Origin of the sequence: Rheinheimera baltica DSM 14885 (assembly GCF_000425345.1) — a bacterium.
Taxonomy (GTDB): Bacteria; Pseudomonadota; Gammaproteobacteria; order Enterobacterales; family Alteromonadaceae; genus Alishewanella; species Alishewanella baltica.
In genome coordinates this window covers 1-13,910 of record NZ_AUDG01000081.1, presented here as the reverse complement: position 1 = coordinate 13,910, position 13,910 = coordinate 1, and the positions used below count along the sequence as shown (strand labels likewise).

The following is a 13,910-nucleotide window of genomic DNA, read 5'->3' as shown; positions in this document are numbered from 1 at the left end:
CTGATACATCTCTTTAATCATGCCACGGCTTGATAACTCCGCTGACTCGTCACAGCCTCACTTTAACGGCTGCTTTGCATGGACTTCGGTGGCGTTACAAACCTCGTCAGTCAGATTGTGCTTATCGAAGCGATACCAACCTTCAGGGACACGTATCCCCTGTGGCCTAACTAATTCTCTGTGTACGCTTCACCTATCTTGTTCGTCAGTAAAAAAAAATACTGGCTCCGCCATAGGCGCAACACTCGATACGGGTGGTCAGTTACACCTTACCCGACAGGGACTTACACCCTGCAAGATGCATCAAGCTTTGCTTGACGCACTAACGCCCTCCCACCAAGCACAAACACGAGTGCCCATTTAACCACCGTGTTACTCAACGCCGCTATCGTAACGGCACCTGCGGCTAATGCTAAACCGTCAGGTGTGCGTTTGGCATATTCTGCCATCGACAAGCTAATTGCATCAACATCTGTCAATCCAGCGATGGCAGCAAGTAAGTACAGCCCTTCATCAACTGCATATTGTTCCGTAAGTTTGACCAATAACAAAATGCCCGCGAAGGCCGCGCCAAATTTTATCGCTGCAAGCAAGCTAAAAGGGTTAGCCATTTTAACTGCACTTTGCTGAGGTGCTTGAAAACGCTCTCTGCCTCGCCAATAGTGAAATGCGGCTAATATTGCTACCGCCGCAGCCATCGTACTAAAAGGCACTAGCAAGTACGTCAATAACGGGTCAAAAACGATACTCACCATCACCAACACACGAATAAACATCACTAACCATGCCAATAATACGCCACAGGCTTGTGTGTTGGCTGCCAGAGGATCGCCCTCTAACTTCGAGCTGCGAGCAAAACTTAGGGTAACTGCCGTTGATGATGCCAAACCACCACTGATTCCCATTAATACACTGCCACGCGCACTGCCTAACCATCGCACCGCGACATAGCCAAGCAAGGAAATTGACGAAATAAGAATAACTAAAAGCCAAAGCTTGTAAGGATTGAGAGCTTGCCAGGGATCAATAGGGTGATTAGGTAGCAACGGCAATACAATAAAACTGGCGATGAGCAGTTTCACGCCAGCGTATAAATCATCAGTGCCTATTTTACTTACCATTCCATGCAAAGGCTGTTTAAACGTTAATACAGCCGAAGTTAAAATTGCCAGCATCACGGCAAGTTCAGCGTAACCATACATTACAGCGCCGCCCAACAAAGATACCGTAATGGCACTAACCTCTGTGGTTATCCCCGCTGCTGCGGTATTTTTGTTTTCCAACACATAAGCAGTCATCACCGCAACCGCGACAACAAAAATGGTAATAATAAATACCCAGTGTGACTGCAAATTTAATGACAGCCAGGCAGAGACGGCACCCGCCTGAGCAAGCAAAATAAAGGTTCTTAACCCGGCAAAGCTGGTTGGCTGCTCGTCACGACGATGCTTTTCACGCTCGATACCGACTAAAGCCCCTAACATCAGTGCAATTAAAAAATTTTGGACTATTGCAAAATCGAACTCTGACATTTTGTTTTAACTCAGTTATTTAGCTTGTTTCAATCCCAGCATAGCCTAGTTTGCACGGTGTGGGCAGTACAAGGAAAACAAAGAGTTAAATTGAGCAATTCCAGCTAGCACGTTACACTCGCAGCCTGAAATTTTGTTAGTGAGTTTAGTTATGGCATTAAAAGCCACGGTATTTAAAGTGCAGTTGCAAATTGCGGACATGGATAGACATTACTATCAGGATCATAGCCTGACATTGGCACAGCACCCATCTGAAAACGACGAGCGAATGATGGTTCGCCTGCTAGCATTTATATTAAACGCCAGTGAAACCTTAAGCTTTACCAAAGGGCTCAGTACGGAAGATGATGAGCCAGAACTTTGGGATAAGGCCTTAAGCGGTGAAATTAACCTATGGGTAGAATTTGGTCAAAGTGACGAAAAATGGCTACGTAAAGCCGCAGGTCGGGCAAAACAGGTGCAGTTATTCTGCTACGGTGGTCGCAGCGTACCCGTTTGGTGGAAAAACAACGAACAAGCACTAGCCCGTTATCAAAACTTAACCGTGATTGAAATCCCCGAAGACGCGGTAAAAGCCATGGCAAAGCTGGTCGATCGAAACATGAGTTTGCAATGCAATATCAGTGAAAATCAGATTTGGCTATCAAATGCGGAACAAAGTGTACTTATCGAGCCTGTGCCGCTAAAAACGGCACAGATTTAGTACTTACTAACTTAAGCGCGGATCAGTTTGCGTTATCCCGTTTTGCTTCGCGTTGTCTGCAACAAACTGCAGCAAAGCGGGATAGTCGTCCAGTTCAACCAATTCACGAAACAGTGTCCAATCAATTAAACTGTATAATGCCATCGCGACATAATCCCACTTGGCAAACTCTGCATTTGCAGCCTGCTGCTCCAGCACATACAACGAGGTCGCTACCCGCTCGCGTTGTAAATTGAAAAACAATTTATCTTCACCGGTATCCATACCACTGCGGTTGCACTGCAGTAACATAACCAAAGAGTCACTCACGGCATTGATGACGATAAGCTGGTTTTCCTGATACCAGTTAAGCGCGGTGAGGGCCAGCTTTGCAGATAAATAGCGAAAAATAACACCTGAATCAAATATCACCTGTGCGTCGTCTTCCAACATTGGAATGCGCAATGTCGGGTTTATCGATGCTAATATCTCGCGATCAGGCCCGGCAAAAATATTCAAGTTAATAAACTCATAAGGACGACTAGCCAACAGTAAGCGAATACGCCGGACATAGGGTGACGTTTGTGAGCCATATAATTTCATCTTAATTCCTTATTCGGTAACTTATTCGGTTCATTAGTCGCAATGTTATACCTTAGCGTGTTAAGGCTAAATCCACTAACCAAGGCAGTGCCACAGATCACCGTAGCCGCGCCCACTAGAGTATGCCAGCCTATAATCTCGTCTAAAAAAACGTGGCCCCAAAGTACGCCAAATACAGGGATAAGAAACGTCACTGTTAGTGTGGGTGTCGCACCTAAATCCTGTACCAGTCTAAAATACAACAAATAAGCCACGCCTGTGCAAACAACACCCAATGCCAGCACTGCAAGTAAACTCTGTTGTGCCGGTTCAGTAACGGGTAGCGGTATAAACCAAAGAAGTGGTAGCAGCCACAAACTTGCGCCCCACATACTGCCATGAGCATTAATAAAGGCAGGTACCGGTTTAGCCAAACGCGTATACCAGGTAGCAATGCCGTAACAACATGCCGCTCCAGCTGCAGCAGCAATAGCGGTTAACGCGGCAGGATCAGTAACAATGGCGTCAAAGCCGACTAAAATAGCAACACCACAAATACCTAAGAATAAACCCAGTACCATTCTTATTGACATTTTTTGGCGAAAAAACAACCAACCGATTAATGCCCCCCAAAGCGGAGCTGTAGCATTAAGCACCGCCAGTAATGAGGCAGTTAACGTTTGCGCTGCGTAAGCAAAAAGCAAAAAAGGTAAGGCGGTATTAAACAAGCTTAACAACACAAAATGCATGGCGTATTGCCTTAGCGGAAGTGCGCGTTTAAAGGCAATAGCCACTAACGCTAGAAACACTGCTGCTGACAACACCCTACCAAACATAAACCATGCGGGGCCTAGCTCTGGCACCGCCATCCGCATAAATAAAAAAGACGCGCCCCAGATAGCCGCCAACAAAAATAATCGCGCCAGGCTGGCCAAATCCATCGCACTCTCCCATGTTAAAATTATGCTGTAAAAGGCGTAAATAATTTGCCCGTCGATATTGCCAAGCTATGCAACTTTATTGCATAATCATCCCGCTTCATTTTTGCTTTATAGCTTTTGGCCCACGCGATTGCGTGGGCTTTTTATTTGCGGTAAGAGAACTTAACTATTAGCCTTTGTCGTCGTGGCCTATTCTACTGGCAACAGCGCCTGTTTGCTGTTGGTACTTAGCATCAAGTCTTTTGTTGTAAGGTCTGTCGGCAGGTCCCGTCATCAATTCAAAGTTAAGCGCACCAATTTTCATCTTTGGCCGAAGCGCCAAAGGCAATTTTCCGCTGTTATAAAATTCCAGCACAATATTTCCAGACCAACCCGGATCAATACGATGTGCTGTGACATGCACCATTAAGCCTAACCTTGCCAGAGACGAACGACCGTCCAGCCAACCAACAATGTCATCCGGAAGTGTTACCGATTCCTGTGTCATTGCCAACGCCAACTCACCCGGATGCAAAATAAACTTGTCACCATCTGCAATATGTATTTCATCACTCATTACGCTGTTTAACGCTTTATCTACTTCTGCCCGTGGGCCACTTAAATCGATGTAAGGTGCGGCATGAGCCTGAAATACACGGAATTTATTACCCAGCCGAATATCAACACTTACGCCACTAATCATATCGACGTCGGGCTTAGGCTCGATAATAATTTTGCCTTCAGCTAAATAGCGCTCTATATCTCTGTCACACAGTCTCATGTTAATCGTCCGTTATAATAATTTCAGGTTGGCTTGCTGCTGTTGAAGTTGCTTGCCAATGCAGAGCCAACAACATTTGTCGGCAGATGGTACGGTAAATTTCAGCCACTGGCTGCTGCTTTAATACAGCAGGCACGCCAAGATCAGCTTGCTCACGAATATGCTTTTGCAACGGCAGCTGCCCCAGCACGGGCACCTGATAGCGTTCTGCCAGTACAAAACCGCCTTGGGTGCCAAAGATGTCATCATAAGCACCACACTGACTGCATTGATAAAAACTCATGTTTTCAATCAATCCCAACAGTGGAATATTAACCTGCCTAAACATACTGATAGCTTTTTCTGCATCACTTAATGCAACATCTTGCGGTGTTGTCACGACAACAGCAGCGGTAACCGGCAGCTTTTGAGACATTGTCAGTTGAATATCGCCGGTACCGGGTGGCATATCGACAATTAAATAATCCAGGTCTGGCCAAAGGGTTTCGTTTAGCAGCTGTAACAACGCCTGACTCGCCATAGGGCCCCGCCAGACAGAGGCTTGTTGTGGGTCGACTAAAAATCCAATGGATTGCAAATAAACACCATGAGCAAATTTGGGTTGCATCAGTTTATTATCTGATGAACTGATTTTCTCACCGCTAAGCCCCAACATGGTGGGAATTGAGGGACCATAAATATCTGCATCTAGCAGGCCAACCTTAGCGCCTTCCAGCGCCAGTGCCGCAGCCAAATTAACCGCCGTGGTCGATTTACCCACCCCTCCTTTGCCAGACGCGACAAGAATTATCTGTTTAATGTTTTTGTAAGTCGGTGGTAGTGCCAGTTGATAATCCAGCGCCAGCTGGTAATTAAATCCTGCGGCATCTAAAGCCTGCTGTAATGGCTCAGCGATAGACGTTAAAGGTAAAGCCAGTGTGATCTGCAGTGTATTTTTTATCAGTCGGACGCGTGCAAGAATTAATGACAGCGGTGCGCCTGTATCGGGCAACGGCCAATGATGCAATAACTGCATTACAGCTTCAGGTAGAGGCTCAGTTTTGGCAGATTTAAACCAGTTAAACATCAGCAAGTTCCAAATTCAGGCTTTAACACGTTTTTTTAACGGATCCGGCCGTTGGCGGGTGCGGATCGACAGCAGCTAGTGTATCATTTAACGAAATTTTTTCAGTTATTTATGTAAAAGAGCAACGCTTAATGTCGACACGGAAAATTCTTGTTACCAGCGCTTTACCTTATGCCAATGGCTCTATTCATTTAGGCCATATGTTAGAACATATTCAAACCGATATCTGGGCCAGGTTTCAAAAAGCCCGTGGCCATGAATGTTATTTCGTTTGCGCCGATGATGCGCATGGCACGCCTATTATGCTCAAAGCACAAGAACAGGGTATTACGCCTGAACAAATGATTGCCAGAACGCAAATTGAACATGAAGCCGACTTTGCCGGGTTCGGCATTGACTTTGACAATTACTACTCGACCCACAGTGATGAAAACCGGGAGTTTGCCAGCCATATTTACACCAAACTGCATGATAACGGCTACATTAAGCGTAAAACCATCAGTCAGCTTTTCGACCCGGAAAAACAGATGTTTCTGCCCGACCGCTTTGTTAAAGGCGACTGCCCAAAATGCGGCGCCCTGGATCAAAACGGCGACAGCTGCGATGTCTGTGGCGCGACTTATAGCCCGACCGAAGTTAAGAATGCCCGCTCTGTGGTATCCGGCGCTACGCCGGTATTAAAAGACTCCGAGCACTATTTTTTCGATTTACCCGCTTTTAGCCAGATGTTGCAAGACTGGACCCGCAGCGGCAGCTTGCAGGAAGAAATGGCCAATAAGCTGCAGGAATGGTTTAAAGACGGTCTGCAAATGTGGGATATCAGCCGTGATGCGCCCTACTTCGGCTTTGAAATCCCTGGCGCACCGGGCAAATTCTTTTATGTATGGTTAGATGCGCCTATCGGCTATCTGGCCAGCTTTAAAAACCTGTGCGATAAAACCGGTATCGACTTTGACAGCTTCTGGAAGCTGGACTCCGATGCCGAGGTGTATCACTTTATCGGCAAGGATATTATTTATTTTCACAGCCTGTTCTGGCCTGCCATGCTGCATGGCGCTGGTATGCGCAAGCCTAACGCTATCTTTGCCCACGGCTTTGTTACGGTAAACGGCGCTAAGATGTCAAAATCGCGCGGTACCTTTATTAAAGCACGCACCTATTTGGATCATTTAAACCCAGAGTATCTGCGCTATTACTTTGCCTCTAAGCTAAGCAGTAGCATTATCGATTTGGATTTAAATCTGGATGACTTTAGTCAAAAGGTCAACGCCGATTTAGTGGGTAAAGTCGTCAATATCGCCAGCCGCTGTGCGAGTTTTATCACCAAACGCTTCGACGGAAGCTTATCTGCCACCGTTGCTGAACCAGCGCTGATGACTGAGTTTGTCAACGCAGGTGAAAGTATTGCCGAGAGTTTTGAAAATCGTGAGTTTGCCCGTGCTATCCGTGACATTATGACACTGGCAGACAAAGCGAATCAGTATATTGATGCTAAAGCGCCCTGGGTGCTGGTGAAAGATGACAGCAAACAGCAAGAAGCACACGACGTTTGCTCAATGGGCATTAACCTGTTCCGTGTTTTAATGCACTACTTAAAGCCAGTATTACCATTGATGGCAGCAGAGACTGAAGCCTTTTTAAATAGCGAGCTTAACTGGAGTAATTATAAACTGCCGTTAACCAACCACGCTATCAACCCGTTTAAAGCGTTAATGCAACGCGTCGATCCGGTTAAGATTAATGCCATGCTGGAAGCATCCAAAGAAAACCTACAACAACAGACAGTTACTACTGACACCACCGTGGGTAAAACTGCTAAGGTTGAAAAGGCTTCGAATACTGAGCGTGAGCCTATCAGCGATACTATCAGCATTGACGATTTTGCAAAAATTGATTTGCGTGTTGCGAAAATTATCAAAGCCAGCGCCGTTGAAGGTGCAGATAAACTGGTACAGCTACAGTTAGATATTGGCGGCGGTGAAACAAGACAAGTATTTGCAGGTATTAAAGCCGCATATAGTCCCGAGCAATTAGAGGGTCGCTTAACAGTAATGGTTGCCAATCTGGCACCACGCAAAATGCGTTTCGGCCTATCTGAAGGCATGGTGTTAGCCGCTGGCCCTGGTGGCAGTGATTTGTTTATTTTGTCACCAGACGAGGGTGCACAACCCGGTATGCGAGTAAAATAACGCTTCAGGCAGCGTTAGCTGCCTGTCTTTTATCGAAGGCAAAGGATGAGCACAAAAAGCCCCTATCGCAGTTTTAGCGCGCTATTTCTAACAACCCTGTTAATGCTGGTGGCACAAGGCTCGCTATCCACTTATTTGGGTCTATCCCTAGCCCAACAAAACGTCGATTCTATTTGGATTGGCGCACTGATGTCCTGTTACTACCTCGGACTAGTGCTGGGTTCTAAACTTGGCCATAAAGTCATTGCTCAGGTAGGTCATATTCGCGCTTTTGTTGCCAGTGCGGCAATAGTCAGCGCCTGCGCCATGACACATGTGCTGACTAACCAACTGGAAATATGGCTATTAATGCGTATCATCGTTGGTATGGGCATGATGTGCCAATACATGGTGCTAGAAAGCTGGCTAAACGAGCAAACTGAAAGCTCACAGCGCGGTACCGTATTTGCCTTTTACATGATAACGTCTTATTTGGGTATGATTGGCGGCCAGTTAATGTTAAGCCAATTCCCAGAGCTGGGCATCTCGCCGTTACTGATAATTAGTATGTGTTATTCGTTGTGTATTGTGCCTATCGCTTTGACTAAACGGATACATCCCGCGCCACTTCAACCTGCACCGCTAAAAATTTTGGCGTTTTGGAGGCAAGTACCCCAATCACTGACTGCCGTTACCGTAGCAGGCATGATGGCGGGTTCGTTTTACGGTTTGGCGCCAGCGTATGCTGCCAGCAAAGGCATGGAAACTGAACAGGTAACCCTGTTTATGTCGATGACCATTCTGGCTGGACTATTAGCACAGTGGCCAATGGGTAAAATTTCAGATCGGATCCCACGTAGTCGTATACTGCGATTTAATGCTGCGGCGCTTACCATTTTGACATTACTAATTGCACTGCTACCACTAACGGGTATCGCATTACTGTTAGCAACATTTTGCTATGGCATACTGGCATTTACGCTTTATCCCATCGCGTCGGCGTTTGCCAATCAAAATGTAGAGCAAAACGATCGCGTAGCATTATCTGCGACGATTTTACTAACATTCGGCTTAGGGGCTTGTTTTGGCCCCTTACTGGCATCTACATTAATGCAATTTATCGGCCCAGCCATGCTGTATGCGTTTATAAGCTGTTGCGCATTCACCCTGTTTTTAAGGTTGCTAAGAGTTAACTATACCCAGAAGCAGGTAAAACGCATGCTGGACCAGCAGCAAAATGCTCAATTCAAAATGGGCTCAGGTGATTTAGTATCATCTCCGTTGGCAGCCGCACTGGATCCCCGCGTTGATGAAGATACCGTTATGACCCAAATGCATGATGAAGACTTTATCGCTGCTCGCCGACAAGTACCGGCAGGCTATGACGAAGATATTGAACAAGAAGTAGCTGATGATAGTTTTGACACCTTAGTAATATCAGAGTCAGAGTCAGCCAACCAGAGCAATAATTAACGCCGCCATACTTGGGCGTTAATTATTGTTCATAATAACTTTATTCCATAGGTTTTGATTTTTGACAAAGGAAAAGTATTCGTCTGGATGCCAGCATTTGGGTACCAAAGGCATTTTTTTACGTTCTTCGAAATTAGAGACTAGCTGGCTAAGTATCTCCAATAATCGGTCTTCACTGATTCTTTCTAACTTTTTTCTCGCCTGCGGGTAATACAAGTTATTCTCTACACCAATTATGCAACCTTGAGCTGACACGTTATACGTTAAATTACGGGTAACCATTCGGCAAATTGGCTGGCGAATATCTGCCGGATAAAGACCGGTTACAATCGCATATTCATAGCGGTCTAAATCTTGTCTATCTGAGTCTTTTGGTATGTAGGTTATGCCAAAACCTTGCGGAAACACGCCGGTAATGGCAACTAATGCATCTACGGCGACCTTGCTGTATACCCCTTTTTCTACCCCTTTCTCTAAAACAAGCACGACTTTGGGTAAGGTTTCGTATGCAAAACTCGCCTTGGTAGATAGCACTACCGAGGTATAGATCTGCGGAATTTTAAGCAAATTGCCAATTCCGTGATCGGGTTTAACGGCATTTTTAAGTAGCGACAAGACAAATTGTTGTCGATCATTTTCAAGCTTTACAAACTGATCTCGTTCTTCTCTGGAATTACCGCCGTACTTATCAAGTCCAAGTCCATAAGTAACGTATTTTAAACACTCACGATACGATATCTGCAGTAGTGCCATTCGTTCATCATTTTCCAGCACCCTAAACTCATCGGCACTACCATCAGGACCATGCAGTATAGCGAGCGCGTCAGGATGACAACTACCAATATCCTGCAAGAGCGCTGCCATCAAAAGAGGGATCTGCACATCATCCCGAAACGGATGATACTCACCTACCAATAGTTTTTTTCCGTTACTATCAGCTATTCGCTGCAAGATATAGGCGTTGTTCAGTTCACCATCAGCAATAAGTTTATCTAATAACCGTAAAGACAAAATGGCTTTGTACAAATGTTTACTTTTTTGATTACTTAGAGCTATCTGTTTACCTTCAGTGGGCGAGAGTAACTGAATAGAGCCAAGCAATTTTGCGCTGAGAATATTTGTTTCTTCAACAGACTCGCCTTGGCACAACTTCAGAATATCGTGGCATAGCACCTTTAATGCCGCTATACGGCCATACGCTTCTTCAGTACGAGCCTGCTGAAAAGACTGCATCTCAGCCTGTGCTTGTTGCAGGTTACGTTCAACTAAGGCTAAATCACGTTTTCCAACTTGTTGTTAACGGTTCTCAAACAAGAACACCTGCTGTTCTAACTCAAGTTTATCAGCTTGCTGATCAACAACCTGCTGAAAATACAGCGTGGCCCGCTCATAAATTGAATCAGCAACAACGGTATAGTCTTTAATACGGCTAATAAGCGAAGATACTAATTTGCTGTATGTCGATTTCCCAATGGCGCCTAAAGTCATTCAGCTAAGGTATCCCAATAAAGTTTTAATTACTCTGAAGCTAAAATCGCCGCTATCTGAGATTGTTTTACAACTAGAAATCAAAATGTTAGCACAAGCTTACCTGCAGTAGCATTTGCTGTCATCAATTGATGAGCTTGTTCTACCTGCTGCCAGTTAAAATCTTGCTGCAGTACAGGTTGAATTGTACGCTGAGCCAATTGCTGCGCAAATGTATGATTAAATGCCTGTACTAAATTCGCTTTATACCTGTTACTGCGGTTACGCAGCGTTGAGCATATAAGTTGGCCACGACGTTTAAAAAGTGGCGTTAAATCCAGCGCGGGCAGCTCCCTTCCACCCATCATTGCGTAGATAATAATTTTACCGTCCATCGCCAACAATGGCATTTCACGGTTTATATACTCTCCAGCGACGGGATCTAAAATAATATTTAGACCATTAGCCCACTTAGAAGCTAATACTTGTTCAAACGCTGTGGTTTTATAATTTATCAATACCTCAGCACCTAAGGCTTTGCACACGACCAACTTATCATCATTGCTAGCCGTTGCCGCAACGTGCGCGCCAAGAGCAGTTGCCAACTGAATAGCTGCAGTGCCTACCCCACTAGCACCGGCATGAATAAGTACCCGTTGGTCAGCTTTAACATTACCAATACTGCACAGTAATTGAAATGCGGTTAAAAACACTTCGGCAGTTGCTGCGGCCTCAGACATGCTATAACCCACTGGCACCGTCATAGCATGGTTTGCCTGAATAACAGCATACTCAGCATAGCCACCGCCTGGAACCAAACCAAACACCGCTTTGCCCAGCCAGCTTTTATGTTGCGGTCCAGTTGCAACAACAATACCAGCTACCTCTAAGCCTAATACGTCACTTTCACCTTCAGGCGGCGGATAAAGCCCGCGCCGCTGCATTAAATCAGCCCGATTAACGCCTGCGGCGGCAACCTTAACCAACAACTGTTCTGCACTAGGTTGCGGAACCGGGCGCTGTTCAAAAGCTAAGCTGCTGTCTTTACCTGGATTAACAACAGTGATTACTTGCATTGTGGATGGAATAGTAGCCAAAAGTGACTCCTTTTGTATTTCTATTGACCAGCATGATATAAGTTAGCGTCGCTTTACTAAAAATTCTGCTTTAGCTTTACCCTGCGCTTCTCTACAATGCGCCATTTAGTCTAGCACAGCGTATAAACTGCCATGAAAAAGCCTGCGAACACGTCATCATTGCCTCGTTTAACATTACAGGAAACCCGAGAAAAGTCATTAAAACGGCTTCATCCATGGGTTTTTTCCAAAGCAGTGAAAGCTGTTACAAATGAACCGGGCTGCGGTGCCACTGTTGAGATTGTTAGCAGTAAAGGTGAATGGTTAGCCTACGCCTCCTATTCAGCATCGTCGCAAATTCGTGCTCGAGTATGGAGCTTTAACCAAGATGAACAGATTGATGCGGCATTCTTTGAGCGGCGAATTGCGCGTGCTTGGCAGTTACGCACCGAACTGTTTAACTTGGAGCAAACCACAGGCTTACGGGTTGTAGCCGCCGAATCAGACGGCCTGCCCGGTATTACCATTGATAAGTATGATACGGTATTAGTGTGTCAATTGTTGTCTGCAGGCGCAGACTTTTGGCGTGATAGTATTGTAAAAGCGCTTATCGAATTATTTCCTGGCCACAGTATTTATGAGCGGTCTGACGTTGATGTTCGCAAAAAAGAAGGCCTAAAACCAGTAACTGGTTGGTTACACCTGCCTAGAGACTCCGGCGAAGTTATTATCAAAGAACACGGTATGGCGTTAATGGTAGATATTGTACAGGGCCATAAAACGGGTTTTTATCTGGACCAGCGTGCTAGCCGCGCAGCTGCAAAGCGCTATGCTCAAGGCAAAACCGTATTAAACTGTTTTAGCTATACTGGCACCTTTGGGGTTGCAGCGTTGCAAGGAGGGGCGGTCTCCGTTACCAATGCTGATTTATCAGAGCTTGCATTAAATACCGCATTAAAAAACGCAGAGTTAAATAAACTCGATCTGACGAAATTAAACAATGTGAAATTTGATGTCTTTAAGCTGCTACGCCAATATCGCGAGCAAGGCACGCAATTTGATATTGTTATTCTTGACCCACCTAAATTTGCAGAAAGTAAAGCACAGCTGATGGGGGCATGTCGCGGTTACAAGGATATTAATATGGTTGCCATGCAAATTGTTAAACCTGGCGGCTTATTACTAACCTTCTCGTGTTCTGGTTTAATGGAAGATGGACTGTTTCAAAAAATTGTTGCTGATGCCGCAATTGACGCCAAACGTGATTGCCTGTTTATCGAAAAGTTGAGTCAAGATAGCGATCACCCAATCGCCAGCTTCTATCCGGAAGGTAGCTACCTTAAAGGATTGGTCTGTAAAATTTACTAAGACGACAATGTTAAGCCGTTTTACATAGAGCTTGCCCACGTTTTACGTTAAGCTAAACTGGTCTGACAATTAAAGGAGAAAGTAATGAAATTAGCAGCATTCGTTTTGGCATTGAGTACATTCTCTGTATCAGCGGCCAATTGGCAACTTGATAGTAGTCAATCTAGCTTGCATTTTATCTCTGTTAAAAACGAATTAGTGGCTGAGTCTCATCAATTCAGTCAATTAAGCGGTAAATGGGACGGTGAAAACGCATCAGTTAGTATCCCGGTAAGAGCAGTATGCAAACTAATATTCCGATCCGCAACGAACGTATTTGGCAATATGTACTGCAGGCTGAAAAGTACAATAGTATTGATGTAAAGGCACCACTAAAAAGCGACAGCATCGCCATGTTGACAGTGAATAACTCTGTATTGGTGGATTTACCGCTGACAGTCACTATTGCCGGTGAAAGCGCCACGTTGTCTGCAAAACTGCGTATTACCAAGCTGAGTGATAGCGTATTACAGGCCAGCACAGAAACACCGCTAATGGTGAACATAAACAGCTTTAAGTTAGGTGCTGGTGTGGCTAAGTTGCAGGAACTGGCTGGATTGAAACGAATTGAACCACTGGTTCCGGTTAGCTTTAATGTGCGCTTTGCGCAACAATGAAAAACCAATGACGATGTAAGTGTCATAAATAAAAAAGCAGCTTAAGGCTAATGCCGTTCACTTAAGGTGAGCGGCATTTTTACTTTTAGCCACCGGGTAGCGATTTTTCGATACCTTTAGCGTCCTTGGATAACTGCGT

General features: G+C 45.2%; 13 protein-coding genes. 5 read left to right on the top strand and 8 right to left on the bottom strand.

What is annotated here, in order from left to right:
* Window positions 1-284 precede the first annotated feature (284 nt).
* On the bottom strand, window positions 285-1,532 hold the full coding sequence (locus H595_RS0118350; RefSeq protein ID WP_027672491.1) for an MgtC/SapB family protein: 1,248 nt from the start codon (window positions 1,530-1,532) through the stop codon (window positions 285-287).
* Between the two features lie 151 nt (window positions 1,533-1,683).
* On the opposite strand from H595_RS0118350, the gene H595_RS0118345 reads away from it, so the two are divergent.
* Entirely contained in the window at window positions 1,684-2,235 is a 552-nt protein-coding gene (locus tag H595_RS0118345) for a YaeQ family protein (RefSeq protein WP_027672490.1), read from the top strand.
* 6 nt (window positions 2,236-2,241) lie between these two features.
* Here the strand turns inward: H595_RS0118345 and H595_RS0118340 are convergent, their stop codons facing one another.
* The 4 genes from H595_RS0118340 to apbC all read right to left on the bottom strand — a co-directional run bounded on the left by H595_RS0118340 (window position 2,242) and on the right by apbC (window position 5,563).
* Window positions 2,242-2,817: a glutathione S-transferase family protein gene (locus H595_RS0118340; RefSeq protein WP_027672489.1), complete on the bottom strand. Its 576-nt coding sequence runs from the start codon at window positions 2,815-2,817 to the stop codon at window positions 2,242-2,244.
* Window positions 2,814-3,737 (bottom strand): DMT family transporter, encoded by a 924-nt coding sequence (locus H595_RS22850; protein WP_051219983.1) that lies wholly within the window; start codon window positions 3,735-3,737, stop codon window positions 2,814-2,816. Before H595_RS22850 ends, H595_RS0118340 begins: the two co-directional genes overlap by 4 nt.
* A 169-nt stretch (window positions 3,738-3,906) precedes the next feature.
* Window positions 3,907-4,497, bottom strand: a complete 591-nt coding sequence (gene dcd / locus H595_RS0118330) for a dCTP deaminase (protein ID WP_027672488.1) — start codon at window positions 4,495-4,497, stop codon at window positions 3,907-3,909.
* A gap of 1 nt (window position 4,498) precedes the next feature.
* Window positions 4,499-5,563, bottom strand: a complete 1,065-nt coding sequence (gene apbC, locus H595_RS0118325; protein WP_037055311.1) for an iron-sulfur cluster carrier protein ApbC — start codon at window positions 5,561-5,563, stop codon at window positions 4,499-4,501.
* Window positions 5,564-5,694: 131 nt separating this feature from the next.
* Between apbC and metG the strand changes: the two genes are divergently transcribed.
* Both metG and H595_RS0118315 read left to right on the top strand, forming a co-directional pair.
* On the top strand, window positions 5,695-7,752 hold the full coding sequence (metG, locus tag H595_RS0118320) for a methionine--tRNA ligase (RefSeq protein ID WP_027672486.1): 2,058 nt from the start codon (window positions 5,695-5,697) through the stop codon (window positions 7,750-7,752).
* 45 nt (window positions 7,753-7,797) lie between these two features.
* Window positions 7,798-9,204: an MFS transporter gene (locus H595_RS0118315; RefSeq protein ID WP_027672485.1), complete on the top strand. Its 1,407-nt coding sequence runs from the start codon at window positions 7,798-7,800 to the stop codon at window positions 9,202-9,204.
* A gap of 18 nt (window positions 9,205-9,222) precedes the next feature.
* Here H595_RS0118315 and H595_RS22845 read toward each other — a convergent pair whose 3' ends face one another.
* The 3 genes from H595_RS22845 to H595_RS0118305 all read right to left on the bottom strand — a co-directional run bounded on the left by H595_RS22845 (window position 9,223) and on the right by H595_RS0118305 (window position 11,768).
* Entirely contained in the window at window positions 9,223-10,437 is a 1,215-nt protein-coding gene (locus H595_RS22845) for a hypothetical protein (protein WP_240474937.1), read from the bottom strand.
* Between the two features lie 63 nt (window positions 10,438-10,500).
* Window positions 10,501-10,692, bottom strand: a complete 192-nt coding sequence (locus H595_RS24640) for a hypothetical protein (RefSeq protein WP_240474936.1) — start codon at window positions 10,690-10,692, stop codon at window positions 10,501-10,503.
* A gap of 80 nt (window positions 10,693-10,772) precedes the next feature.
* The gene (locus tag H595_RS0118305; RefSeq protein WP_084153646.1) at window positions 10,773-11,768 is read right to left on the bottom strand and encodes an NAD(P)H-quinone oxidoreductase; all 996 of its coding nucleotides are present in this window, start codon (window positions 11,766-11,768) and stop codon (window positions 10,773-10,775) included.
* A 132-nt stretch (window positions 11,769-11,900) separates the two neighbouring features.
* Here H595_RS0118305 and H595_RS0118300 point away from each other — a divergent pair, with 132 nt between their 5' ends.
* Together H595_RS0118300 and H595_RS0118295 are read left to right on the top strand one after the other, a co-directional pair.
* Complete coding sequence (locus tag H595_RS0118300; RefSeq protein WP_051219982.1) at window positions 11,901-13,115, top strand: class I SAM-dependent rRNA methyltransferase; 1,215 nt, start codon at window positions 11,901-11,903, stop codon at window positions 13,113-13,115.
* Window positions 13,116-13,396: 281 nt separating this feature from the next.
* Window positions 13,397-13,771 carry a YceI family protein gene (locus H595_RS0118295; protein WP_027672482.1) on the top strand — a complete coding sequence of 125 codons (375 nt, stop codon included), beginning with the start codon at window positions 13,397-13,399 and terminating at the stop codon, window positions 13,769-13,771.
* Window positions 13,772-13,910: the final 139 nt, after the last annotated feature.